Raw genomic sequence first — 24937 nt, 5'->3', positions numbered from 1 at the left:
CCCAATTATTCCTTCGTTGTCTCAACTTCGACATTTAATTTATCTGCAGATTGATGATCATCATCGTCATCAGTATCACGCATTTCAATTTCAGTATCGTCGCTAGACATCATCTTAACATCCATACCTAAGCTTTGTAATTCCTTAATCAATACTTTGAATGATTCAGGAACACCTGGTTCTGGAACGTTTTCGCCTTTTACAATCGATTCATACGTTTTCACACGACCAACAACATCATCCGACTTAACTGTTAAGATTTCTTGAAGAGTATAAGCAGCACCGTAAGCTTCAAGTGCCCAAACCTCCATCTCACCGAAACGTTGTCCACCGAACTGTGCTTTACCTCCAAGAGGCTGTTGCGTTACAAGTGAGTATGGTCCAGTAGAACGAGCATGAAGTTTATCATCAACCATGTGTGCAAGTTTAATCATGTACATGACACCAACAGATACACGGTTGTCGAATGGTTCACCAGTACGTCCATCGTATAGAATTGTCTTTGCATCACGTGCCATACCAGCTTCTTCGATTGTTCCCCACACATCTTCCTCGCGAGCGCCATCGAATACTGGTGTTGCAACGTGGATACCAAGATATCTTGCTGCCATACCAAGATGAAGCTCTAGCACCTGACCGATATTCATACGAGATGGTACCCCTAATGGGTTTAACATGATATCGATTGGTGTGCCATCTGGTAAGTAAGGCATATCTTCTTCCGGTAAAATACGGGAGATAACACCTTTGTTACCGTGACGACCGGCCATCTTGTCACCTTCAGAAATTTTACGTTTTTGAACGATATATGCACGTACAAGTTGATTCACGCCTGGTGGTAATTCATCGCCATCTTCACGGTTGAATACTTTTACGTCTAAGATAATACCGCCGCCGCCGTGTGGTACACGTAGTGATGTATCACGTACTTCACGAGCTTTCTCACCGAAGATTGCATGTAATAGACGCTCTTCTGCTGTTAATTCCGTTACACCTTTTGGCGTTACTTTACCAACAAGAAGGTCTCCGTCTTTTACTTCTGCACCGATGCGAATAATACCGCGCTCATCAAGATTGCGAAGCGCATCTTCCCCTACGTTTGGAATGTCTCGTGTAATTTCTTCTGGTCCTAGTTTTGTATCACGAGCTTCAGATTCATATTCTTCAATATGAATAGAAGTATACACGTCATCTTTTACAAGGCGCTCACTCATAATGATCGCATCCTCGTAGTTATAACCATCCCATGTCATAAAGCCAACAAGCACGTTACGACCAAGTGCAAGTTCACCTTTTTCCATAGAAGGACCGTCTGCAAGAATTTCACCTTTTACAACTTCATCTCCAACACTTACGATTGGGCGTTGGTTGTAACAAGTTCCTTGGTTAGAACGAACGAATTTTAACATTTTATAGCGATCTAAATCAGCTTTTACTTTTTGGCCGTCTACTTCGATGTAACGACGTACCCAAACTTCGCGAGCTTCTACGCGTTCAACGATACCAGGGTGTTTACAGATCACTGCAGCTCCTGAGTCTTTCGCTGATACGTACTCCATACCAGTACCTACAATTGGAGATTCTGGGTTCATAAGTGGAACTGCTTGACGTTGCATGTTCGCACCCATTAGCGCACGGTTCGAGTCATCGTTTTCTAAGAACGGAATACAAGCTGTCGCAGCAGACACAACCTGTTTTGGAGAGATATCCATGTAGTCTATGCGTTCGCGTTTTACTACAACGTTCTCGTCACGGAAACGCGCTACAACATCTTCATCAAGGAAGTCTCCTTCTTCAGATAAACGTGCATTTGCTTGGGCAACAACATAGTTGTCTTGTTCATCAGCTGTTAAATAATCCACACGCGTTGTTACACGTCCAGTTTCTGGATCAACGCGACGGTATGGTGTTTCAATGAAACCAAATTCATTTACTTTTGCAAATGAAGATAAAGAGTTAATCAAACCAATGTTTGGTCCCTCTGGCGTTTCAATCGGACACATACGACCATAGTGAGAGTAGTGAACGTCACGCACTTCAAAGCCTGCGCGCTCACGCGTTAAACCACCAGGTCCTAATGCAGATAGTCTTCGTTTATGCGTTAACTCCGCTAATGGGTTTGTTTGATCCATAAACTGAGATAACTGCGAGCTGCCGAAGAACTCTTTAATAGATGCAATAACCGGACGAATGTTAATTAATGCTTGCGGTGTAATTGCATTTGTATCTTGAATCGACATTCTCTCACGAACAACACGCTCCATACGAGAAAGACCGATACGGAATTGGTTTTGTAACAATTCCCCTACAGAACGTAGACGACGGTTTCCTAAATGGTCAATATCATCCGTGTCTCCTACTTTATATAGAAGGTTAAAGAAATAGCTAATAGATGCAATAATATCGCCTGGTGTAATATGTTTTACATCGCGATCAATGTTCGCATTACCAATAATATTGATAGAACGCTCTCCATCTGCATCCGGAGCATAAATCTTAATAGATTGCAATTCAACATTGCCTTCTACCACTCCACCCATCGGCTTCGCAGTTTTAAAGCCAATGTTCTTTTCTAAGTAAGGTAACATACGATCTAATGTACGACGATCTAAGATTGTTCCTTCTGCCGCTAAAATTTCGCCTGTTTCAGGATCCACCAATGTTTCAGCTAAGCGTTGGTTAAACAATCTGTTTTTAATGTGTAATTTCTTATTAATTTTGTAACGACCTACATTTGCTAGATCATAACGCTTTGGATCAAAGAAGCGAGAAACAAGCAAGCTCTTCGCATTTTCTACTGTTGGTGGTTCACCTGGACGTAGACGCTCATAAATTTCAAGCAATGCTTTTTCTGTGCTATCCGTGTTATCTTTTTCTAGCGTATTGCTTAAGTACTCGTTATCACCTATAAGCTCGGTGATTTCTTGATCAGAGCCAAACCCTAATGCGCGTAACAAAACAGTTACAGGTAGTTTGCGCGTACGGTCGATACGCACATAAACAACATCCTTAGCATCTGTTTCATACTCTAACCAAGCTCCGCGGTTTGGAATTACAGTGGCAGTAAATCCGCGTTTTCCGTTTTTGTCCACCTTGCCGCTGTAGTATACACTTGGTGAACGAACTAACTGAGAAACAATAACGCGTTCTGCACCGTTAATTACGAATGTTCCTGTCTCTGTCATGAGTGGGAAATCTCCCATGAACACATCTTGTTCTTTCACTTCGCCAGTTTCTTTATTGATTAGACGCACTTTTACACGAAGTGGTGCTGCATACGTCACATCACGCTCTTTACATTCTTCTACAGAATATTTCGGTTCGCCTAAACTGTAGTCGATAAACTCAAGCGATAGATTTCCCGTAAAGTCTTCAATCGGAGAAATGTCTTGGAACATTTCTCGCAAACCCTCATCAAGAAACCACTGATAAGAAGAGGTTTGAATTTCGATAAGATTTGGTAATTCTAATACCTCACTAATACGGGCATAACTTCTTCGTTGGCGGTGGCGTCCGTATTGAACTAGTTGACCTGTCAACTGCTTCACCCCTCAAATCATGAGTATTATAAAATAAATGCACAAAAATGTGCAAAATCACAACTAAATACGGCTAACACAAATTGCGTAGCCTTTTTCTCTACAAAGATAGATACGTTGAGTATTTCTAACTGCTCAAAAAGAAAAATGGCTTCTATAAGAAAACCATCATTCTGTTTCATAATCTGCTGATTTTACTATCTTTTCCAAGAGAAGCAAAAATATACATCGTTCTCAACGCAGAAAATCATATATTGGCATTTTATAATGCTAACACAAACCAAAAAAACCGTCAACGTTTTTTTGATTTTATGATATAATATCCTTTTTTCTTTTCTACAACTTCCACAAAATCGAACGCTTCTTCTAACTTTTTCATCGCGGATGGTGCACCTTGTTTCTTTTGAATCACAATCCAAAGCTCACCGCCTGGCACAAGATAGTCCACGGCTTTTTCTAGAATCTCATGTACTACTTGTTTCCCTGCACGAATTGGCGGATTAGATAGAATAGCAGCATATTGTCCACTTACATTTTCATATACACTACTTTGATAAATCTGGACATTCCCAATTCTATTATTAGCGGCATTTTCTTTCGCAAGCTCAAGTGCTCTTTCATTCACATCCACCATATGAACTGTACGCTCTTGAAACTCTTTTGCTAAAGATAAACCAATTGGACCATATCCACATCCTACATCTAACACATCACCTTGGACATCCGGTACCTGAAATGCTTCGATTAAAAGACGAGAACCAAAGTCCACTTCATTTTTCGAAAACACCCCGTGGTCAGATAAGAAAACAAATTGAGATCCTCTCAACTTATATTCCCAACGTTTACGATCACTTTTGCTAGAGGGATCGTTAGAAAAATAATGGTCTGCCATATGGCCACCTCTTTTCTTTACAGTTAAAAAAAAAGCTCGCATGAGAGCGAGCTTTTTTTAAAGCTTCAAAAGTTAATTACTTAACTTCTACAGCAGCGCCAACTTCTTCAAGTTTAGCTTTGATTTCTTCAGCTTCTTCTTTAGAAACGCCTTCTTTAACTGCTTTTGGAGTGTTGTCAGCTAATTCTTTAGCTTCTTTTAAGCCAAGACCAGTGATTTCACGAACAACTTTGATAACTTTGATTTTTTGAGCGCCTGCATTAGCAAGTACAACATCAAATTCAGTTTTCTCAGCAGCAGCTTCAGCAGCGCCACCAGCTACAGCTACAGGAGCAGCAGCAGTTACGCCGAATTCTTCCTCGATAGCTTTTACTAAGTCGTTAAGTTCTAATACAGTCATAGATTTAACTGCTTCAATGATTTGTTCTTTAGTCATTGTAAATATCCTCCCTTAAATAGGTTTGTATTGTTTTATCGATAACACGTAATTATCTTTTAAAAAATTAAGCGCCTTGCTCTTCTTTTTGATCTGCAACTGCTTTAGTAGCGATTGCAAGACCGCGCATTGGAGCTTGAAGAACGCTAAGAAGCATAGAAAGTAAGCCTTCACGTGATGGAAGAGTAGCGATAGCTTTAACCTCATCAAGTGATACAAGTTTACCTTCGATTACGCCTGCTTTAATTTCTAAAGCTTCATGATCTTTAGCGAAGTCGTTTAATACTTTCGCAGGAGCAATTACATCCTCGTTACTGAACGCGATTGCGTTTGGTCCTGTTAAGAATTCGTTTAACTCAGCTAGTTCAGCAGTTTCTGCAGCACGACGAGTTAAAGAGTTTTTGTAAACTTTGAACTCAACGCCAGCTTCACGTAATGCTTTACGTAATTCTGTTACTTCAGATACTGTTAAACCACGGTAGTCAACAACGATTGTTGATTTACTTTCGCTAAGTTTAGCAGCGATTTCAGTTACAACATGTTGTTTTGCTTCGATTGCTTTAGTCATGTTATTACACCTCCTGTAGATTATATAGAAGATGTACCGAAAGTGCACTAAAAAACCTCCATGCCCAATTGTAGACATGGAGGCATATAGTCACAGAAAAAATTCCGTTTCGTATATTCACACCTAGGTAGGAAATTAAGCCACATTGGCGCCTACTGTCTACGGTACACTATTTAAATTCACAACATAAATGATTATATTAAAACTTCTTCACGAAGTCAACTTCCAAATTTTACGCGATAGTAGAAACTTCAACGCGTACGCCAGGTCCCATTGTAGAAGCAACTGTTACGTTCTTCATGTAAGTACCTTTTGCAGCAGCTGGCTTAGCTTTTAGAAGAGCATCAGCAACTGTCTCTAAGTTTTCAACTAATTTTGCATCTTCGAAAGATACTTTACCGATTGGCACATGAATGTTACCAGCTTTATCAACGCGGTATTCTACTTTACCAGCTTTGATTTCGTTAACTGCTTTTGTTACGTCGAAAGTAACTGTTCCAGTTTTAGGGTTTGGCATTAAACCTTTAGGTCCTAATACACGACCAAGTTTACCAACTTCACCCATCATATCAGGAGTTGCTACTACTACGTCAAAGTCAAACCAACCTTGTTGGATTTTGTTGATGTAGTCTGTATCACCTACGAAGTCTGCTCCAGCAGCTTCAGCTTCTTTTAGTTTTTCGCCTTTAGCGAATACTAATACACGTTGTACTTTACCAGTACCGTGTGGAAGAACAACTGCACCACGAATTTGTTGGTCAGCTTTCTTAGGGTCAACACCTAAACGAAATGCAGCTTCTACAGTTGCATCAAATTTAGCTGTGTTTGTTTTCTTTACTAATTCTACTGCTTCCGTTGCAGAGTAAGCAGTTGTACGATCAACAAGCTTCGCAGCTTCTACGTACTTTTTACCTCTTTTAGCCATTTTTATTTCCTCCTCGATGTGGTTTTAGCGGAATAACCTCCCACGTTTACGCCTTCTTTTCGATACAATCGAGGATGTGCGCCCATCCTTTTATTTTAAAAAAACGACATTCATTTACGATAATAAAGGTTGCGAATTGGAATTCCAGACCCGCAACCTCTTTTACAAAAAAAACAAATCGAATTAGTCTTCGATAACAATGCCCATACTGCGTGCAGTACCTTCAACCATACGCATTGCAGCTTCTACGCTAGCAGCGTTTAGGTCAGGCATTTTAGTTTCAGCGATTTCGCGAACTTTATCACGCTTAACAGTTGCCACTTTATTACGGTTTGGTTCACCAGAACCAGACTCAATACCAGCTACTTTCTTAAGAAGAACAGCAGCAGGAGGAGTTTTAGTAATGAAAGTGAATGAACGGTCTTCAAATACTGTAATTTCAACAGGAATGATTAGACCAGCTTGATCTGCTGTACGAGCGTTGAACTCTTTACAGAAGCCCATGATGTTAACACCCGCTTGTCCTAATGCTGGACCAACTGGTGGAGCTGGGTTAGCTTTACCTGCAGGAATTTGAAGTTTTACCATTTTAATTACCTTTTTAGCCACGAGACACACCTCCTTAAGTCCGTGATGTGGTCAATTGGGCAGTGATTTGCCCTCCCACTTCATAATTTTATCTTTAGCGATAAAATCTTTCTCAAAAAACGTCTCCGTTTCCGAAGACGTACTGACTTAAAAGATATTATCACTTTTTACAATTCATTTCAAGTTTCATTTTATAATTTTTCAATTTGGTGGAAATCTAGTTCAACTGAAGTTTCGCGACCAAACATATCAACAAGTACTGTTACTCTTTGTTTTTCTAGGTCAATTTCATTAATAGCACCTGTGTAATTCGCAAATGGACCTTCGTTCACACGTACAGTCTCATGAAGTTCAAAGTCAAAGTCAACTACTTCATTGTCCATTCCCATGTGTTTTAAGATTGTAACCACTTCTTCTTCTAATAAAGGAGATGGCTTCGAACCCGATCCAGAAGATCCAACGAATCCTGTTACACCTGGTGTATTACGAACAACATACCAAGAATCATCTGTCATGATGATTTCTACCAACACGTAACCAGGAAACACTTTCCTCTTTGTTATTTTTTCTTTTCCGTTTTTCATTTCTACTTCTGTTTCCTCTGGAACAATAACACGGAAAATTTTATCTTGCATAGCCATTGATTCTACGCGTTTCTCTAGGTTTGTTTTTACTTTATTTTCATATCCAGAATAAGTATGGACAACATACCAACGTTTTTCCATTAATTTAGGACGACCGTCCTTCCCTCCCTGACGTACATTTTTTTGTGCAAATGAAAAAACCCGTTCACCGGGCTTTTACACAGTTCGTATAAATAACATTAACATTAACATTATATCATGTATAAGCGCTTCTTATTCAAGAATTAAACGAATTAAAGAAGAAATCCCCATATCCACTACCGCAAAGAAAATTGCACAGAAAGCAACTGTTGCAATTACAGTAAGTGTCGAACGGATTAATTCATCTTTTTTCGGCCAGCTTACTTTTTTCATTTCGCGACCTACATCGCCAAAAAAGTTCGTCAAACGCATTTCCGGGACCTCCAGTGCATAATTACAATTATTTATTTTGTTTCCTTATGAACCATATGCGCATTACACGTTTTACAAAATTTCTTTATCTCAAGACGCTCTACTGAGCTTGTATCTTTCATTGTTGAATAGTTTCGATTATTGCATTTTTCACATGCAAGTACAACTTTTTTTCTCACCTGTTACACCAGCCTTGTAACATTATTTCCTTAAAAATGTATCATACAATAAAAGGCAATGTCAATGACGCTTCCCCCCTACTGCAAAAAGAAAAGGAGAGGAAAAAACCTCTCTTTTATATTTCTCTATTAACCTAATACATTTTTAACTCTCAAACTTAAACACCTTAACGCTTAAGTGAAGGTGAGTGGACAGCTGCTGTTTCTCTCATTTCCATATAACGCTCAAGCTTCCGTTTCACTCGCTGCAGGGCATTATCAATGGATTTCACATGACGATTCAATTGCTCTGAAATCTCTTGATACGATCTTCCGTCTAAATATAAAGAAAGCACCTTTCTTTCTAAATCGCTTAATAATTCAGATATTTTTAATTCTATGTCAACATACTCTTCCTGACTAATAATCATTTCTTCAGGATCCGTCACCTTTGCTTCAGATATAACATCTAACAGAGTTCGATCGGATTCTTCATCATAAATTGGTTTATCTAAAGAAACATATGAATTTAAAGGGATATGTTTTTGTCTTGTCGCTGTTTTAATCGCAGTGATAATTTGACGTGTAATACACAATTCCGCAAAAGCTTTAAAGGAAGACAGCTTGTCCTCTTTATAATCACGAATCGCCTTAAATAATCCAATCATACCTTCTTGGATAATATCTTCACGATCAGCGCCAACCAAAAAGTAAGATCTTGATTTTGCACGAACAAAATTTTTGTACTTATGAATTAAATACTCTAGCGCATCAACATTACCTTGTCGTACTAATTCAACCATCTCTTCATCCTCTAAACTACTAAATGTAACATTGTTGCCGCTTACGAAGTCTGTTTCCAATCTGATCCCTCCGACCGCTAGTTATTTAGCAATATTATACAGTAAGCACTTGAAGAGCGTCAATGTTTCAACGCCCTCCTCGTCTTAATTTTTCTAACTTTTCTGTAACTTCTTCACTAAATATCGTCCGCATCGCCGGTTGTTCTTCTTTTGTTTTCTTCGTTTCACGACGCACTCTTCGTTCCATCGCCTGAACTTCTATCTCTAACTCACGCGCTGATTTACGCAGAGCACCCTGCCCAAAAATGGCCCACTGCTCTGTGTAATCAGACGTCGCAACATAAATCCGTGTATTAATATTACGCAGCTCAATTGCGAGCTGCTCAATTTTTTCATCCGCCGTTTGGTTTTTCCTTGTAAAGATTACATCTACACGCGCTTGCTTCATCTTCTTTTCAATTCCATAAACAGAATATGCATCAAAAACAATCATTACTTTCGTGCCTGTATACCCTTGATAATCGGCCATTTTGTCAATAAGCAAATCTCGTGAAGCCTGTAAGTCTACATCCCTTAGCTTTTTCAAGTCTACCCAAGCTCCAATAATATTGTAACCGTCAACGATTAAAATATCATTCATTTTTATTCACCGATTGGGTGACGTTTCCGATACACTTCATACATTAACAAGCTAGCAGCAACTGAAGCATTTAAGGAGGTAACTTTACCAGCCATCGGTAAATGAATCAAGAAGTCACATTTCTCGCCGATAAGGCGGCTCATGCCTTTCCCTTCACTTCCAATCACTAAACCAATTGGCATCTTTCCATCTAAGTTACGATAGTCATCTTTCCCTTTTGCATCTGTACCGGCAATCCAAAGCCCGCGCTCTTTCAATTCATCAATCGTTCTTGATAGATTTGTAACGCGAGCTACAGGAACATACTCAATCGCGCCCGTAGAAGCCTTTGCAACTGCCGCTGTTAAACCAACCGCTCTGCGCTTTGGAATAATAATACCATGCGCTCCTACTGCATCTGCCGTACGCATAATAGAGCCTAGATTGTGCGGATCTTCAATCTCATCCAGAATTAAGAAAAATGGATCCTCATTGCGCTTAGCTGCCAACGCAAATAAATCCTCTAAGTCCGCATATTCATATGCTGCCACTTGTGCGATTACACCTTGATGATTCCCCTCTACAAGTTGATCTAATTTTTTCTTCGGTGAATTCTGCACTAAAATTTTGTTTTCTTTCGCTAATGCTAGTACAATTTGCACTTGCCCTTTCGCAGCACCTTCTGCAATCCAAATTTTATTAATATCACGACCTGCTCTCAATGCTTCAATTACAGGGTTACGTCCAATAATATATTCACTGTTCACGCTCACGCGCCTCCTTCCTTATCCTCTAATACACGAATTGCTTCAAATACAATCTCTTCTATTCGTGTTTGTTCATTCAATAAATAATGATATCCAATCAGCGCCTCAAAAGCAGTACTATATCGATATGTTTGTACATCTGTATTTTTCGGAACAGAACCTGATTTTGCATTGCGCCCTCTTCTTAATACTGCTTCCTCTTCTTCAGTAAGAAATGCTGTCTCTAGTAAATGATGAACAACTTTCGCTTGCGCTTTTGCAGAAACAAAGCTTGTCCCCAAACGATGTAATTGATTTGGACGAACTGTTCCTTTTTGAAGCAGGTGATAGCGGATATATTGTTCGTATACCGCATCACCCATATATGCTAACGCTAAGCTGTTTAATTGCTTTGCATCAATCATGTTTAGCCTCTTTTCCATCTTGTACCTTGTGGTGTATCTTCTAAAATAATGTTACGCTCTTTCAATTCATCGCGAATTTGATCAGACAGTGCAAAATCACGATTTTTACGAGCCTCAATACGCTTTTGGATTAGTGCTTCAATTTCTTCATCAAGCAATTCTTCTTTTGTTAATTCTAACCCTAAAATGCCAAACAATGTTTCAAGTTGTTTTACATACGCTTCAATGACAACTTTTGACGTATGCTCTTCTAATAAATATTGATTCGCATGATTTGCTAAATTATATAACTCAGTTATTGCATTTGCTGTATTGAAGTCATCATCCATCGCTTCTTCAAATGCCGCTTGGAATTTATCCATTTCAGTTAACCATTTCTCATTATGGTCCGTTAAATCCGTACTGCTTTCCATACGATGTTTTAAGTTCCCATAAGCCGTTTTAATTCTCTCTAATCCATTATTCGTACTTTGCAGTAACTCTTCACTAAAGTTGATTGGATGACGATAGTGTACAGATAACATAAAGAATCGGATTAACTGTGGATCATACTGTTTAATAATATCGTGAACTAAAATAAAGTTTCCTAACGACTTAGACATCTTTTCATTGTTAATATTAATATATCCATTATGCATCCAGTAACGTGCAAATGTTTTTCCAGTCAAAGCCTCTGATTGTGCAATCTCATTTTCATGATGTGGGAATGTTAAATCTTGACCACCAGCATGAATATCAATTGTATCACCTAAATATTTACGCGCCATTGCAGAGCATTCGATATGCCATCCTGGACGACCTTTCCCCCAAGGGCTCTCCCAGAAGATTTCTCCTTCTTTTGCTGCTTTCCATAATGCAAAGTCAAGCGGATCGTGTTTCTTTTCCCCAACTTCAATACGTGCACCATGACGCAGGTCTGCAATTGGCTGATGTGATAATTTACCGTAACCTTCAAATTCCTTTGTTTTGTAATACACATCGCCTTCAGATTCATATGCATATCCTTTATTCACAAGTTCCTGAATAAACTCAATAATGATATCCATATTTTCTGTTACACGAGGATGAACTGTCGCATGTTTGCAACCTAGTGCCGTTACATCTTCAAAGTACGCTTCAACAAAGCGATCTGCAATCGTTGGAACATCTTCTCCTAGCTCATTCGCCGCTTTAATTAATTTATCATCTACATCAGTAAAGTTAGAAACATATTGTACATCGTACCCTTTATGTTCTAAATAACGACGTACTGTGTCAAATACCATAGGTGGTCTTGCATTCCCAATATGGATGTAGTTGTATACCGTAGGACCGCATACATACATTTTCACCTTATTTTCCTCTAATGGAATAAACTCTTCTTTTTGACGCGTTAGCGTATTATAAATGTGAATAGTCATTTTTATCCTTCCTTTCTGTTTTCACTACCATTTGTTTTTTCAATTGTTCGAGTTCTTCTTCTACTGCTTTCAACTTATCAAAAATCGGATCCGGAAGATCACAGTGATTTAATTCTTGACCTACTTTTACCCCATTTTGAATCACGACGCGACCAGGAATACCTACAACTGTAGAATGTGCAGGTACTTCTTTTAACACAACCGAACCAGCACCAACTTTAGAATTTTCTCCAACCGTAATCGATCCAAGCACTTTCGCACCTGTCGCAATCAACACATTGTCTTTAATTGTTGGATGACGTTTCCCTTTTTCTTTTCCCGTACCACCTAACGTAACACCTTGATAAATTGTCACGTTATCTCCAATTTCACACGTTTCTCCAATTACAACTCCCATGCCATGATCAATAAAAAACTTACGACCAATTGTTGCCCCTGGATGAATTTCAATACCCGTAAAAAAACGACTCATTTGCGAGATAACACGAGCAAAAAAGAAAAACTTTCGTTTATAAAAAGCATGTGCAATACGATGCGCCCAAATTGCGTGCAATCCAGAGTAAGTTAAAATTACTTCGATGTAACTTCTCGCTGCTGGATCCTGTTCAAAGACGACTTCAATATCCTCCCGAAGCCTCTTAAACATTTTTGTTCCCCCTTTTTGTTTAAAGTGAAACTTCCATCAGTGGATCTCTTTACCACTAATAGTGAGTTGAACCAATAAGGTTTTTCATTTCTACTTCCTTACAAAGTTTTTCCGACTATTTATACCAAAAACTCTCCCCCATACCTGTAGGTATAGAAAAAAGGCGTCTCTGTCTATAGACAGAGACGCCTTACTAGCGCGGTTCCACTCTGTTTAGGCCTCAAAAAAGCCTCAAACTCAAACATGATAACGGTGTATACCGCTTCTGCTTACTTTGCGTCAATATGACATTTCTCGAAATATATTCGTTGTTCAGCAGAAGACTCAAAGGGGCACTTCAAAAACCTGCTTTTAAACCACTTCCAGCCAAATGGTGGTTTTCTCTGTGAAAAGCATGATTTTCTACTTCTCCTTCTCGTCGCTTTCTTTTATTTCATTTTAAAGTATTCTTATTATATTTCTAAATCCGTAAAATGTTAACCAATTACTTTACGAACACGATTTAAAACTTTTTCTTTTCCAAGAAGTGCAATTGCATTTGGAAGTTCTGGTCCGTGTGTTTGACCAGTTGTCGCAACGCGAATTGGCATGAATAAATTTTTCCCTTTTTGACCTGTTTGCTTTTGAACAGCTTTAATTGCTGTCTTGATTGCTGCAGGTTCTACTTCTTCTAATGCTTCTAACTCTGCCGCAAACGCACGAAGAACTTCTGGTACTTGTTCGCCTTTTAATACTTCTTGTCCTTCTTCTTCATAATCCACATGATCTTTAAAGAACATATCAGACAATTCCACAATCTCAGCCCCAAAGCTCATTTGATCGTGATATAAAGCGATGACATCGCGAATCCAAGCTAGTTCTTGTTCACTTGGGTTTTCACTTACACGACCAGCTTTCACTAAATGCGGTAAGCTTAATTCAACAACGCAATCTAAGTCTTGCTTTTTCATATATTGGTTGTTCATCCATTTTAATTTTTGAGAATCGAATAATGCTGGTGATTTCGATAAACGAGCTGCATCAAACATTTCAATAAACTCATCTTTAGAGAAGATTTCTTCTTCCCCTACTGGTGACCAACCTAGTAATGCAATAAAGTTAAAGATTGCTTCTGGAAGATATCCTAACGCTTCATATTGTTCAATAAATTGAATGATAGATTCATCACGTTTACTTAATTTTTTACGGCTTTCATTTACAATTAACGTCATATGACCAAATTGTGGTATATCCCAACCAAATGCTTCATAAATCATCATTTGTTTTGGTGTATTCGAAATATGGTCATCACCACGAAGAACGTGTGAGATTTCCATGAAATGATCATCTGCCGCTACTGCAAAGTTGTAAGTTGGGATGCCATCTTTCTTCACGATAACGAAATCGCCGAAATCGTTTGAGTTGAAAGATACGTCTCCTTTTACAATATCATTAAATACATATTCACGGTTTTCAGGTACACGGAAACGAATACTTGGAATGCGTCCTTCTTCCTCGAATTGTTTTACTTGCTCATTTGTTAAATCACGGTGACAACCCGCATAACGAGGCGTTTCACCACGAGCGATTTGTCCTTCACGTTCTGCTTCTAACTCTTCTTCTGTCATATAGCACTTATACGCTAAGCCACGCTCTAATAAATCTTCATATAACTTTTTATAAATATCTAAACGCTCCATTTGACGGTACGGACCATATTCACCACCAACATCGATGCTTTCATCCCAGTCCATGCCAAGCCATTTTAAATATGTTAATTGGCTTTCTTCGCCGCCAGCAATATTACGCTTTACGTCTGTATCTTCAATACGGATAATAAATTTACCGTTTTGACTACGAGCGAATAAATAGTTAAATAATGCCGTACGTGCATTTCCGATATGTAAGTGTCCTGTTGGACTTGGCGCATAGCGCACTCTCACTTGCTTTTCCATAGTTGGTACACCTTCCATTCTTAATGTCAACAGATTCTTTAATTGTACACCAAAAAATTACGATTATCCATCTTGCGAATCAAAAACAACTATTTTTTCTGTAATAATACAATAGCCTGCGAAGCAATTCCTTCTTCTCGCCCTGTAAATCCTAATTTTTCTGTCGTCGTTGCCTTCACATTGACATTCTCCACGTCTGCTTGCAACAGCTCGCTAATTCTCTTGCGCATACTTTCAATATGCGGTGCCATTTTTGGCTTTTGGGCAATAATTGTACAATCTAAGTTTCCGAGTACATACCCTTGCTCTGTCACAAACTCCCACACTTTCTGCAAAAGCACAGCTGAATCTGCATCTTTAAATGCAGGATCTGTATCTGGAAAATGTTTACCGATATCACCAGCAGCAATCGCCCCTAAACAAGCATCAGCAATAGTATGCAAAAGGACATCCGCATCAGAATGCCCAAGTAATCCTTTTTCATATGGAATTGTAATTCCACCAATAATTAACGGTCTTCCTTCTGCAAATGCATGTACATCAAAACCTTGTCCAATCCGAAACATTTCCAATTCCTCCTCAAACTACACTAGTAAACTTTATATCATTCTTACGGGCATATAAAGGCTCCACCCGTTGAAGTTTTTGCTCTATATATAGAAAAGCCCGGTAGCCACCGGGCTTTTCTATTATAACATTGCTACTGTATTTTCAAAACTCGCAGAAAGCTTTCAGCAATTACTAGATCTTCAGGTGTTGTCACCTTTATATTGTGATAGCTTCCTTCTACAACTCCTACCTCTTTAAGAAGGCGTTCCACCAGACTGGCATCGTCAGTTCCGAGAAAGCCCGCTTGTTTTGCACTCTCATGTGCCTCTAACAGAATAGGAACATGAAATCCTTGCGGCGTTTGAACTGCTTGCAGATGAGAACGTTCTACGGTTTCAACAACAGTATCATGTGTCACTTTTTTAATTGTATCTTTCACAGGTACCGCACAAATGGAAGCACCTTTTTCTTTCGCCATTTGCAATACATCTTCAATCATCTTTTTCGTTACAAATGGACGTGCCCCGTCGTGAACAAGTACATATTCTACATCTCTTACATACATAAGAGCGTTATATACACTATCCTGACGCTCACATCCACCTTGAATAAGTTGGATGTCTTTTTGAATATGATAAGTTTGAAGAAGTTCCTCAAAATAAGAACGCTCTTCTTCGTTAATCGCTAAAATAACATGCTTACATTGCTCATCTTTTTCAAAAGCTCGTAATGTATGAATGATAATGGGAACAGAATCAATTTGTAAAAATAATTTATTTTTTCCCGCTCCCATACGCTTACCTTGTCCTGCTGCAGGAATAATTAATGTATACATCACCATAGTCTCCTACTTATAACGCTTTCTCTAGCAGTTTGCGCTTAGCAAAAATCATTCGGCCCGCAGATGTTTGCAGTACACTTGTAACAAGTACATCAAGCTGGGAACCAACATGCTCTCTACCATCTTCGACTACGATCATTGTACCGTCATCTAAATAAGCAACGCCTTGATTCTGCTCTTTTCCATCCTTCACAACGTATACGCTTAACTCTTCACCCGGAAGTACAACAGGCTTAATAGCATTTGCTAAGTCATTAATGTTTAAAACTGTCACACCTTGCAATTCAGAAACTTTATTTAAGTTAAAATCATTCGTAACAACAGTGCCGCCTGTTAATTTTGCTAACTTCACAAGCTTACTATCAACTTCTTGAATATCTTCAAAATCACCTTCATAAATTTCTACTGGAATAGATAACTCTTTTTGAATACGATTTAAAATATCCAAACCTCTTCGTCCGCGATTACGCTTTAATGCATCCGAAGAATCAGCAATATGCTGTAGTTCCTCTAACACAAATTGCGGAATGACAATTGTACCTTCCAAAAACTTCGTTTGACAAATATCCGCGATACGGCCATCAATAATAACACTGGTATCTAGTATTTTCCATCCGGAAGTTAACGGTTCTACTTCCTCGTTTTCACTATTCGTATTTTTTTTCTTTCCTCCGCGTTGCGCCAATGTAAACAATCCTAACAATTCATTCCTCTTTTTAAACCCTACTTGGAACCCTAAGTAACCAAGTAATAGCGTGAAAAAGATTTGCAATACTGTACTAATGACTGGAATGGTAAATTCGCGAATCGGAATCAAGATTAAATACGCAACAATTAGTCCTGAGATTAATCCTAATGTTCCAAATAACACATCTGTAACAGGTGCTTTTACAAGCGCTTCCTCAATATGTTTAATAAGCTGAACAATATAATCTACAAGCCAAAATGTTGTTAAAAATAAAATGATTGCACCAATAATTGCACGAATATAAGAACCTTCAAGCCAAGGAACTGCACCTATATCCAAAACATTAATCACTTTTGGAATAAGAAAAATTCCTAATGCTCCTCCAATAACTAAAAAGAAAAGCTGTACGATTCGTTTTAACATTCAACCACCTCCTACTCATTATTAACCATTACTTCGCCACTCAAAACGTCGAGTGAAAAAGTGGACGTGTTTTTTTATAATTTGTTTTATTTACCAATATATCATATCATATATAAAAAATCTTTGAGTGTCGCTATATTGTGAAATCAATGTAATATTCTTAATTGTGTCTGCTCATATACAAGTGTTCTTGAATTCGTTTTAAACCCTCTCGTATCTTTTTCGCCCGTACTTCTCCAATTCCTTCCACATCATCCAAATCCGCAATAGTTGCACGGCAAATTCCTTGCAAGTTCTTAAAACGATTAATTAAGTTCTCAATAATAAGAGGTGGAACTCTAGAAATTTTACTCGCAATTCGATAGCCTCTTGGTGTAATACTTTCTTCTAATTTCATTTGTCCGGAGTATCCAAGTAATTTCACTAAATCGCTATCTTCTAGAAGTTGCGCATTCGCAAGCTCTTGTAATTTTTTTAAAATTTGATAGTGATCTTGTGTTTTTTCATGATAATAATCTTTAATTAATAGTGCAGCCTCTGCTTCCACGTCAGCAAGCAATTCTGTCAATTGTAAACGAATGAGCCTTCCTTCTGTTCCTAATTCATGAATGTAACTGAAGATTTCATTTTTAATCCGCAGCATCATTTCAACGCTATGTAGTACATGCACAACTTCAGACATTGTAACCACTTCTTCAAATTCTAAAATACCAAGGTTCGTTATGCCGTCATTCCATACAGCCTTATATTTTTCTAATGTTTGAATCGCTTGGTTTGCCTTTGTTAAAATAACCCCAATATCTTTTAATGTATAACGTAAGTTTCCTTGATATAACGTAATTACATTTCGTCTTTGTGAAATGGCAACAACAAGACTACCCGTTTGCTTCGCCACTCGCTCTGCTGTTCGATGGCGCATACCTGTTTCAATAGAGTCAATAGATGAATCAGGAACCAGCTGTCCATTGGCGATTAAAATTTTACTTCCCGTTTCATTTAAAATAAGAGCCCCATCCATTTTTGCTAGTTCATACAGACTAGCAGGAGAAAAAGCACAATTAATATGAAATCCTCCATCAACAATGCTTTTAATTTGTTCGTTGTATCCGAGTACAATAAGACCACCCGTTTGTGCCCGGAGCACATTATCAATTCCTTCTCTTAATGGTGTCCCCGGTGCAACAAGCTGTAAAATATTAATAATACTTTTGGAACGTTGCTTGTTTTCTTCCATATCTTATCCTCCTAGTGCAGATCGAAGAGCCTCTCCTATATTCGATACTCCAACTACTTCAATTCCTTCTGGAATCGTCCATCCACCTAAATTCTTCCTCGGGATAATAACACGCTGAAATCCTAATTTTGCTGCTTCTTGTACACGTTGTTCAATGCGAGAAACACGACGAACTTCTCCCGTTAAACCAACTTCACCAATGACCGCATCACCTGGAAAAGTCGGTTTATCACGAAAACTTGATGCGATACTTAAAGCAACCGCCAAATCAACTGCTGGCTCATCTAATTTAATTCCCCCGGCAACTTTTAAATAAGCATCTTGATTTTGAAGCAATAATCCTGCTCTTTTTTCTAGTACCGCCATAATAAGAGAAACACGATTATGGTCAATTCCTGTTGCCATTCTTCTTGGGTTCCCAAAACTTGTAGGAGAAATTAATGCTTGTATTTCTACTAAAACAGGCCTTGTTCCTTCCATAGAAGCAACAACCGTTGAACCAGCAGCACCTACGGGTCTTTCTTCCAGAAAAATTTCAGAAGGATTTAACACCTCTGAAAGGCCAAGCTCCTTCATCTCAAAAATCCCCATCTCATTAGTTGAACCAAAACGGTTTTTCACCGCTCGTAAAATTCGATATGTATGATGACGATCTCCTTCAAAATAAAGAACAGCATCCACCATATGCTCTAACATACGTGGACCCGCTATAGCTCCTTCTTTCGTTACATGCCCTACAATAAAAATAGGGATTCCTTTCGTTTTTGCAAGCTTCATAAGTTCTGCTGTACATTCACGTACTTGCGCTACACTTCCTGGTGCTGAAGTTACTTCCGGTAAATGAATGGTTTGAATAGAATCAATTACTACAAATGATGGATTCATTTCATCTATATATGCTGCAATTCGTTGTAAATCTGTTTCTGATACAACAAATAAATTATCTCCATTTACATGAAGACGATCTGCCCTAAGTTTAATTTGTTTTGCAGATTCCTCACCTGATATGTATAAAACATCATACGTACGATCTGCTAGCTGTGATGATATTTGCAGTAATAATGTTGATTTCCCAATACCAGGATCTCCTCCTATGAGCACGAGAGAGCCATCTACAATTCCACCACCAAGCACCCGGTTAAATTCTTGAAAACTTGTTTCAATGCGCGCCTCTGTTTTCGTTTCCACTTCTTTCAGGCGGCGAGGCTTCGTTAATTCAGTTTGGATTGCACTTGCATAGTTCAGGCGGCGTGATGATACAACTGGCTCCATCTCTTCCACCAGTGTATTCCATTGTCCGCACCCCGGACACTTTCCCATATACTTTGGTGACTGATAACCACATTCTTGACATGTAAATTTTGTTTTCTTCTTAGCCATCGTTTTTTATACTTCACTTCGCTTTCATATGGAACAAAAATATTTCTTTTTTGTACAAGAAAGAGGGCTATTGTTTAGCCCCCTTTTGTTTGTCTATACTTATTTTACCTTTTCTGCACTACGAATGACAAATGATTCCCCTTCTGCATCAAAAACAACTTTTTGACCTTTCTCAATAACTCCTTTAAGAAGTTCTTCTGATAATCGATCCTCTACATGTTTTTGAATTGCACGGCGTAGTGGACGAGCACCATATTCTGGATCAAATCCTTTATCAGCAATCGCTTCAATTGCTGCATCCGTTAACCCTAAATCAATATCTTGTTCTTTTAAACGTTTAACCAACTGTTCTACCATAAGTGTAACAATTTCTTTAATATGTTTCTTCTCTAATGTATGGAAAACAATAATTTCGTCAATACGGTTTAAGAACTCAGGGCGGAATGCTTTTTTCAACTCATCCATTACTTTGCCCTTCATATCCGCATAATCACGACTTTCATCTTGTACATTAAATCCAAGATGTTTGTTTCGTTTTAATGCATCTGCACCTACGTTCGAAGTCATAATAACAATTGTATTACGGAAATCAACTGTACGACCCTTTGAATCTGTTAAACGACCATCTTCTAGCACTTGCAGTAAAATATTAAATACATCTGGATGCGCCTTTTCCACCTCGTCAAGTAAGACAACAGAGTATGGTTTGCGACGAACCTTTTCTGTTAACTGGCCGCCTTCTTCATATCCAACATATCCTGGAGGAGAACCAACTAAACGAGAAGTAGAGTGTTTCTCCATGTACTCCGACATATCAATACGAATCATTGCATCTTCGTCACCAAACATGGATTCTGCTAATGCGCGTGCAAGTTCCGTTTTCCCAACACCAGTTGGTCCTAAGAAAATAAAAGAACCGATTGGACGTTTTGGATCTTTCAAACCTGCTCTTGCGCGGCGAACTGCTTTTGCAACTGCAACAACTGCTTCATCTTGCCCAATTAAACGGTCATGTAAAATATTTTCTAAGTTCAATAGTTTATCTGTTTCTGTTTGAGCTAGCTTAGAAACCGGAATACGCGTCCATGTTGAAACAACATTTGCAATATCCTCTACTGTTACTTCCGAATTCTCTTTACCTTGTTGCTCTTTCCATTGACGCTTCGTATCTTCTAATTTTTCACGTAAGCGTTGTTCCATATCACGTAAAGAAGCTGCTTTCTCAAATTCTTGGCTTTGTACTGCCGCATCTTTTTCTTTTCTTACTTCTTCTAGCTTCGATTCAAGTTCTTTTAAATTTGGTGGTGTTGTATAAGAACGTAAACGAACTTTTGAAGCTGCTTCATCAATTAAGTCAATCGCTTTATCAGGTAAGAAACGATCCGTAATGTAACGATCAGATAATTTCACAGCGGCATCAATTGCATCGTCTGAGATAGAAACACGGTGATGCGCTTCATAACGGTCACGTAATCCTTTTAAAATTTGAATCGATTCTTCTAAGCTTGGTTCATCAACGTGAATCGGTTGAAAACGTCGCTCTAATGCCGCATCTTTTTCAATATATTTACGATACTCATCTAGCGTTGTCGCCCCAATACATTGTAGCTCTCCGCGCGCTAATGATGGCTTTAAAATATTCGATGCGTCGATCGCCCCTTCTGCACCGCCTGCACCAATTAATGTATGAAGCTCATCAATGAATAAAATAATATTACCAGCTTGACGAATTTCATCCATGACTTTCTTTAAACGGTCTTCAAACTCACCGCGATATTTCGTACCAGCAACTACAGTCCCCATATCTAATGTCATAACACGCTTATCGCGTAAAGTCTCTGGAACTTCGTTGTTTACAATTTGTTGTGCTAATCCCTCAGCAATTGCTGTTTTACCAACACCGGGTTCTCCAATTAACACAGGATTATTTTTTGTTCTTCTACTTAATACTTCAATTACACGTTGAATCTCTTTGCTACGACCAATTACTGGATCTAAACGCCCTTCACGCGCTACAGCTGTTAAGTCGCGAGCTAAACTATCAAGCGTCGGTGTATTTGCATTAGCCGAGCCACCACCTTGATGACCCGAAGCCGTCTCGTTACTACCAAGAAGCTGCAATACTTGTTGACGCGCTTTATTTAAACTTACACCTAAATTATTTAAAACACGGGCCGCAACGCCTTCTCCTTCACGAATAAGCCCAAGTAAAATATGCTCTGTTCCCACGTAAGAATGACCAAGTTTACGCGCCTCATCCATTGATAACTCTATTACTTTTTTTGCACGCGGTGTGTAGTGAACCGTTTGGGACATCTCCGTGCCGCGCCCAATTAGTGCTTCTACTTCTTTTTGAACTTTCTCTGGGCTTAATCCAAGTGCGACCAATGCTTTTGCAGCAATTCCTTCTCCTTCGCGTACAAGGCCGAGTAAAATATGCTCTGTGCCGATATTATTATGGCCAATACGAATTGCTTCTTCTTGGGATAACGCTAATACCTTTTGTGCTCGCTCTGTAAATCTTCCAAACATCATATGAATCACACTCCTACTTCGCTCGATTTTGTTCAATTCGTAATCTTTCACGAATAAGTGCTGCTCTGCGATAATCTCTTTCATCAGATTGTAATGGGCCTCCAGCATATTGCTGTAAGATTCCAGGCTGTGTAAGTACCATTAACTCTGTTAAGATATTCCTAGGTATATTCTCAATATACCCAAGGTCAATACCAAGTCGAACATCCGATAAACACGTTGCTGCCTCAGCAGATTCAATTAAACGGCTATTCTCTAATACACCATAAGAACGATATACCTTATCTTCAAGCTCAATACTTGAACTTTTCATAATTGATTCTCTTGCTGTTCGTTCTTGTTGAATAAGTTGCTGAACAACACTCTTCAAATCTTCTACAATATCTTCTTCAGGTTTTCCTAATGTCATTTGATTAGAAAGTTGAAATATATTCCCTAACACTTCGCTACCTTCACCATATATCCCTCTCACAACTAAACCAAGTTGATTAATTGCTTGAACGATACGGTTCATTTGTCCTGTTAAAACGAGGGCTGGCAAATGTATCATCACTGAAGCTCGTAAACCTGTTCCTATATTTGTAGGACAGCTCGTTATATAACCAACTTGTTCATCAAATGCATATTCAACCTGACTTTCTATCCAATCATCAATTTGATTTGCACTATGCAGCGCTTCTGATAGTTGTAATCCCGGAAATAAACATTGAATCCGAATATGATCTTCTTCATTAAGCATAATACTTACTTGTTCATTCTCAGATAATAAACAAGCACCATATTCTGTTCCCACAAGATCCGGACTTACAAGGTGCTTTTCTACCAATACTCTGCGCTGCAAAGGTTGAATCCTATTCATTTGTAACAGTTCAAATCCCCCGAAAGGTTCAACTTTTTGATTAGCAAAATTTTCTTGAAATACATGAATTATTTGCTCTGCTTCCTCATTTGTTAGCATAGTCGGGAACTGATAATCTCGTAAATTCCGAGCCAATCGAACACGACTGCTTAAAACAATATCGGAATCAGGGCCTTCTTCCCTCATCCATGGACTAATTGCTTCATTCATAATACGATCGAGTGACATAGAATTATTCCCCCTCTCTATGCTCACGAAGCTGACTTTCTATGCTGCGAATTTTATCTCGGACTTCAGCAGCCTGTTCAAACTCTTCTTGTTGTATGCACTCCTGCAATTTTAGTTTTAACTCATCTAATTCTTTTTTTAGATGAATATTTCCTCCTATACGGTTAGGAATTTTTCCATGGTGCTTTGTATGTCCACCATGAACTCGTTTTAGCGTTGATTGTAATTGTCCTTTAAACGTTTCATAACAAGTCGAACAACCAAACCTTCCGATCTTTGCAAATTTTTGATACGTCATATTGCATTTCGGACATTGCAAAGGCTGTTCACTCGAAACATTATTTGCTTTTTTCTCAGATGCAGGTTGCTCAACATGTAATAGTCCTGCTAATAAATTATGAAATGACAAACTAGACTTATTTGATTGAAAGAAAGACGTATATCCATTTTCTTGCGCGCATTGCTCGCAAAGATGAATCTCCGTCTTTTCTCCATTGATTGCTTTTGTAAAATGCAGCGTTGCTGATCGTGAACTACAGTTTTGACAAATCAACTTATTTCCCCACCTTTACAATAGGAAAGAATTATTAATTTACAATCTTATTTGTTCAACTCATTCTTAAGAGACAAAGTATTCCTAAGGAAAGTTTCACTTTACTTATACTTCAATGTTCTAAGCATCGCCTGAAGCATACGCGCTCGTAATTCATCTCGAAATGGTAAATCTGTTAGTAAAACAGATCGATCTAATACACTAAACATAAGCTTTGCTTCCCTACTCGTAACAATACCCTCTTCTAATAAACGCCTTATTATACTCTCAGCGCTTGATTGAGTAATACTATACTGAATCATTTGTAACATTTGATTAATAATGTCTATATCATCATGCAATTTGACTTTTATAATGCGAATATAACCTCCGCCACCTCGTTTACTTTCTACTACAAATCCTCTTTCTATAGTAAAACGAGTATTAATAACGTAGTTAATTTGAGATGGCACACAATCAAACTTATCAGCAATTTCACTTCTTTTAATTTCAATTGCATTATTATTACTTAAGTCAATAACTTGCTTTAGATATTGTTCAATAATATCAGATATATTTCTCATTTATCCTCCACCTTTATTGACTTTGACTATCTTTGACTTTAATTATATACGTATTAAAAAATTTTGCAACTCTTTTGCTTCCTTCTCTATCCTATCCACATTTTCTCCCATTTAATCAACCGTTCTTTATTTTATGAATAAGGAATATAAAGTTTCCTATATAAAAAAGAATGCAAAAAAAGACGAGTCCAATGACTCGTCTTTCGTTTGCCTGGCAACGTCCTACTCTCACAGGGACAAGGTCCCAACTACCATCGGCGCTAGAGAGCTTAACTTCCGTGTTCGGTATGGGAACGGGTGTGACCTCTCTGCCATCATTACCAGACTTTTATTATTATACACATTCTTTTCAGAATGTCAACAGGAAT

The 24937-nt window shown here is 38.4% G+C and carries 25 protein-coding genes, 1 rRNA gene and 2 other annotated features; all 26 genes read right to left on the bottom strand.

From position 1 onward, the window contains the following. Positions 1 to 5 precede the first annotated feature (5 nt). Positions 6 to 3539 carry a DNA-directed RNA polymerase subunit beta gene (gene rpoB / locus WAX78_RS24165; RefSeq protein WP_336484566.1) on the bottom strand — a complete coding sequence of 1178 codons (3534 nt, stop codon included), beginning with the start codon at positions 3537 to 3539 and terminating at the stop codon, positions 6 to 8. A 292-nt stretch (positions 3540 to 3831) separates the two neighbouring features. Beyond that, positions 3832 to 4431 carry a class I SAM-dependent methyltransferase gene (locus WAX78_RS24160; protein WP_336484565.1) on the bottom strand — a complete coding sequence of 200 codons (600 nt, stop codon included), beginning with the start codon at positions 4429 to 4431 and terminating at the stop codon, positions 3832 to 3834. Between the two features lie 76 nt (positions 4432 to 4507). After that, a complete protein-coding gene (gene rplL / locus WAX78_RS24155; protein WP_336484564.1) occupies positions 4508 to 4867 on the bottom strand; it encodes a 50S ribosomal protein L7/L12 in 360 nt (119 codons plus the stop codon). A gap of 67 nt (positions 4868 to 4934) precedes the next feature. Further along, complete coding sequence (gene rplJ, locus WAX78_RS24150) at positions 4935 to 5435, bottom strand: 50S ribosomal protein L10 (RefSeq protein WP_336484563.1); 501 nt, start codon at positions 5433 to 5435, stop codon at positions 4935 to 4937. 40 nt (positions 5436 to 5475) lie between these two features. Next, positions 5476 to 5618, bottom strand: a sequence feature (ribosomal protein L10 leader region). A 49-nt stretch (positions 5619 to 5667) separates the two neighbouring features. Next, positions 5668 to 6360: a 50S ribosomal protein L1 gene (gene rplA / locus WAX78_RS24145; protein WP_098309990.1), complete on the bottom strand. Its 693-nt coding sequence runs from the start codon at positions 6358 to 6360 to the stop codon at positions 5668 to 5670. Between the two features lie 183 nt (positions 6361 to 6543). Then, on the bottom strand, positions 6544 to 6969 hold the full coding sequence (gene rplK / locus WAX78_RS24140; RefSeq protein ID WP_001085872.1) for a 50S ribosomal protein L11: 426 nt from the start codon (positions 6967 to 6969) through the stop codon (positions 6544 to 6546). A 170-nt stretch (positions 6970 to 7139) separates the two neighbouring features. Continuing rightward, the gene (gene nusG, locus WAX78_RS24135) at positions 7140 to 7673 is read right to left on the bottom strand and encodes a transcription termination/antitermination protein NusG (protein ID WP_336484562.1); all 534 of its coding nucleotides are present in this window, start codon (positions 7671 to 7673) and stop codon (positions 7140 to 7142) included. A gap of 132 nt (positions 7674 to 7805) precedes the next feature. Then, entirely contained in the window at positions 7806 to 7985 is a 180-nt protein-coding gene (secE, locus tag WAX78_RS24130; protein WP_098309988.1) for a preprotein translocase subunit SecE, read from the bottom strand. Between the two features lie 32 nt (positions 7986 to 8017). Next, complete coding sequence (gene rpmG / locus WAX78_RS24125) at positions 8018 to 8164, bottom strand: 50S ribosomal protein L33 (RefSeq protein ID WP_336484561.1); 147 nt, start codon at positions 8162 to 8164, stop codon at positions 8018 to 8020. A 167-nt stretch (positions 8165 to 8331) separates the two neighbouring features. Continuing rightward, positions 8332 to 9006, bottom strand: coding sequence for an RNA polymerase factor sigma-70 (locus WAX78_RS24120; protein WP_336484560.1), 675 nt, complete (start codon positions 9004 to 9006; stop codon positions 8332 to 8334). Positions 9007 to 9073: 67 nt separating this feature from the next. Further along, complete coding sequence (locus WAX78_RS24115; protein ID WP_336484559.1) at positions 9074 to 9586, bottom strand: NYN domain-containing protein; 513 nt, start codon at positions 9584 to 9586, stop codon at positions 9074 to 9076. A 2-nt stretch (positions 9587 to 9588) separates the two neighbouring features. Beyond that, positions 9589 to 10332, bottom strand: a complete 744-nt coding sequence (gene rlmB, locus WAX78_RS24110; protein ID WP_336484558.1) for a 23S rRNA (guanosine(2251)-2'-O)-methyltransferase RlmB — start codon at positions 10330 to 10332, stop codon at positions 9589 to 9591. Positions 10333 to 10334: 2 nt separating this feature from the next. Further along, a complete protein-coding gene (locus tag WAX78_RS24105; RefSeq protein WP_336484557.1) occupies positions 10335 to 10736 on the bottom strand; it encodes a Mini-ribonuclease 3 in 402 nt (133 codons plus the stop codon). Between the two features lie 2 nt (positions 10737 to 10738). Beyond that, complete coding sequence (gene cysS / locus WAX78_RS24100; RefSeq protein ID WP_336484556.1) at positions 10739 to 12136, bottom strand: cysteine--tRNA ligase; 1398 nt, start codon at positions 12134 to 12136, stop codon at positions 10739 to 10741. Beyond that, positions 12117 to 12782: a serine O-acetyltransferase gene (gene cysE / locus WAX78_RS24095; RefSeq protein ID WP_336484555.1), complete on the bottom strand. Its 666-nt coding sequence runs from the start codon at positions 12780 to 12782 to the stop codon at positions 12117 to 12119. Before cysE ends, cysS begins: the two co-directional genes overlap by 20 nt. A 178-nt stretch (positions 12783 to 12960) precedes the next feature. Beyond that, positions 12961 to 13210, bottom strand: a binding site (T-box leader). A 48-nt stretch (positions 13211 to 13258) separates the two neighbouring features. Next, the gene (gltX, locus tag WAX78_RS24090; protein ID WP_336484554.1) at positions 13259 to 14716 is read right to left on the bottom strand and encodes a glutamate--tRNA ligase; all 1458 of its coding nucleotides are present in this window, start codon (positions 14714 to 14716) and stop codon (positions 13259 to 13261) included. Positions 14717 to 14805: 89 nt separating this feature from the next. Then, positions 14806 to 15282, bottom strand: coding sequence for a 2-C-methyl-D-erythritol 2,4-cyclodiphosphate synthase (gene ispF / locus WAX78_RS24085; protein ID WP_336484553.1), 477 nt, complete (start codon positions 15280 to 15282; stop codon positions 14806 to 14808). 134 nt (positions 15283 to 15416) lie between these two features. Continuing rightward, positions 15417 to 16100 (bottom strand): 2-C-methyl-D-erythritol 4-phosphate cytidylyltransferase, encoded by a 684-nt coding sequence (ispD, locus tag WAX78_RS24080; RefSeq protein ID WP_336484552.1) that lies wholly within the window; start codon positions 16098 to 16100, stop codon positions 15417 to 15419. A 16-nt stretch (positions 16101 to 16116) separates the two neighbouring features. Continuing rightward, positions 16117 to 17217 carry a PIN/TRAM domain-containing protein gene (locus tag WAX78_RS24075; protein WP_336484551.1) on the bottom strand — a complete coding sequence of 367 codons (1101 nt, stop codon included), beginning with the start codon at positions 17215 to 17217 and terminating at the stop codon, positions 16117 to 16119. A 160-nt stretch (positions 17218 to 17377) separates the two neighbouring features. Beyond that, a complete protein-coding gene (disA, locus tag WAX78_RS24070) occupies positions 17378 to 18451 on the bottom strand; it encodes a DNA integrity scanning diadenylate cyclase DisA (protein ID WP_336484550.1) in 1074 nt (357 codons plus the stop codon). A 3-nt stretch (positions 18452 to 18454) separates the two neighbouring features. Further along, on the bottom strand, positions 18455 to 19831 hold the full coding sequence (radA, locus tag WAX78_RS24065; protein ID WP_336484549.1) for a DNA repair protein RadA: 1377 nt from the start codon (positions 19829 to 19831) through the stop codon (positions 18455 to 18457). Between the two features lie 99 nt (positions 19832 to 19930). Further along, the gene (clpC, locus tag WAX78_RS24060; RefSeq protein ID WP_336484588.1) at positions 19931 to 22366 is read right to left on the bottom strand and encodes an ATP-dependent protease ATP-binding subunit ClpC; all 2436 of its coding nucleotides are present in this window, start codon (positions 22364 to 22366) and stop codon (positions 19931 to 19933) included. A 13-nt stretch (positions 22367 to 22379) separates the two neighbouring features. Then, on the bottom strand, positions 22380 to 23453 hold the full coding sequence (locus WAX78_RS24055; protein ID WP_336484548.1) for a protein arginine kinase: 1074 nt from the start codon (positions 23451 to 23453) through the stop codon (positions 22380 to 22382). A 4-nt stretch (positions 23454 to 23457) separates the two neighbouring features. After that, the gene (locus WAX78_RS24050; RefSeq protein WP_336484547.1) at positions 23458 to 24006 is read right to left on the bottom strand and encodes a UvrB/UvrC motif-containing protein; all 549 of its coding nucleotides are present in this window, start codon (positions 24004 to 24006) and stop codon (positions 23458 to 23460) included. A 101-nt stretch (positions 24007 to 24107) separates the two neighbouring features. Continuing rightward, positions 24108 to 24569, bottom strand: a complete 462-nt coding sequence (locus tag WAX78_RS24045) for a CtsR family transcriptional regulator (protein WP_336484546.1) — start codon at positions 24567 to 24569, stop codon at positions 24108 to 24110. A gap of 209 nt (positions 24570 to 24778) precedes the next feature. Beyond that, a 5S ribosomal RNA gene (gene rrf / locus WAX78_RS24040) occupies positions 24779 to 24894 on the bottom strand. Positions 24895 to 24937 lie beyond the last annotated feature (43 nt).

The sequence above is a fragment of the Bacillus yunxiaonensis genome, from assembly GCF_037104695.1.
Lineage (GTDB): Bacteria > Bacillota > Bacilli > Bacillales > Bacillaceae_G > Bacillus_A > Bacillus_A yunxiaonensis.
This window is presented reverse-complemented; position numbering and strand designations above follow the sequence as displayed.

What these genes read in the sequence shown, in the direction of transcription:
- WAX78_RS24055 (WP_336484548.1), bottom strand. Translation starts at nt 23,453, where the DNA reads ATGTCACTCGATCGTATTATGAATGAAGCAATTAGTCCATGGATGAGG.
- WAX78_RS24105 (WP_336484557.1), bottom strand. Translation starts at nt 10,736, where the DNA reads ATGATTGATGCAAAGCAATTAAACAGCTTAGCGTTAGCATATATGGGT.
- clpC (WP_336484588.1), bottom strand. Translation starts at nt 22,366, where the DNA reads ATGATGTTTGGAAGATTTACAGAGCGAGCACAAAAGGTATTAGCGTTA.
- WAX78_RS24045 (WP_336484546.1), bottom strand. Translation starts at nt 24,569, where the DNA reads ATGAGAAATATATCTGATATTATTGAACAATATCTAAAGCAAGTTATT.
- rplJ (WP_336484563.1), bottom strand. Translation starts at nt 5,435, where the DNA reads ATGACTAAAGCAATCGAAGCAAAACAACATGTTGTAACTGAAATCGCT.
- gltX (WP_336484554.1), bottom strand. Translation starts at nt 14,716, where the DNA reads ATGGAAAAGCAAGTGAGAGTGCGCTATGCGCCAAGTCCAACAGGACAC.
- disA (WP_336484550.1), bottom strand. Translation starts at nt 18,451, where the DNA reads ATGGAAGAAAACAAGCAACGTTCCAAAAGTATTATTAATATTTTACAG.
- cysE (WP_336484555.1), bottom strand. Translation starts at nt 12,782, where the DNA reads ATGTTTAAGAGGCTTCGGGAGGATATTGAAGTCGTCTTTGAACAGGAT.
- rplA (WP_098309990.1), bottom strand. Translation starts at nt 6,360, where the DNA reads ATGGCTAAAAGAGGTAAAAAGTACGTAGAAGCTGCGAAGCTTGTTGAT.
- cysS (WP_336484556.1), bottom strand. Translation starts at nt 12,136, where the DNA reads ATGACTATTCACATTTATAATACGCTAACGCGTCAAAAAGAAGAGTTT.
- radA (WP_336484549.1), bottom strand. Translation starts at nt 19,831, where the DNA reads ATGGCTAAGAAGAAAACAAAATTTACATGTCAAGAATGTGGTTATCAG.
- WAX78_RS24160 (WP_336484565.1), bottom strand. Translation starts at nt 4,431, where the DNA reads ATGGCAGACCATTATTTTTCTAACGATCCCTCTAGCAAAAGTGATCGT.
- WAX78_RS24075 (WP_336484551.1), bottom strand. Translation starts at nt 17,217, where the DNA reads ATGTTAAAACGAATCGTACAGCTTTTCTTTTTAGTTATTGGAGGAGCA.
- secE (WP_098309988.1), bottom strand. Translation starts at nt 7,985, where the DNA reads ATGCGTTTGACGAACTTTTTTGGCGATGTAGGTCGCGAAATGAAAAAA.
- WAX78_RS24115 (WP_336484559.1), bottom strand. Translation starts at nt 9,586, where the DNA reads ATGAATGATATTTTAATCGTTGACGGTTACAATATTATTGGAGCTTGG.
- ispD (WP_336484552.1), bottom strand. Translation starts at nt 16,100, where the DNA reads ATGTATACATTAATTATTCCTGCAGCAGGACAAGGTAAGCGTATGGGA.
- rplL (WP_336484564.1), bottom strand. Translation starts at nt 4,867, where the DNA reads ATGACTAAAGAACAAATCATTGAAGCAGTTAAATCTATGACTGTATTA.
- ispF (WP_336484553.1), bottom strand. Translation starts at nt 15,282, where the DNA reads ATGTTTCGGATTGGACAAGGTTTTGATGTACATGCATTTGCAGAAGGA.
- nusG (WP_336484562.1), bottom strand. Translation starts at nt 7,673, where the DNA reads ATGGAAAAACGTTGGTATGTTGTCCATACTTATTCTGGATATGAAAAT.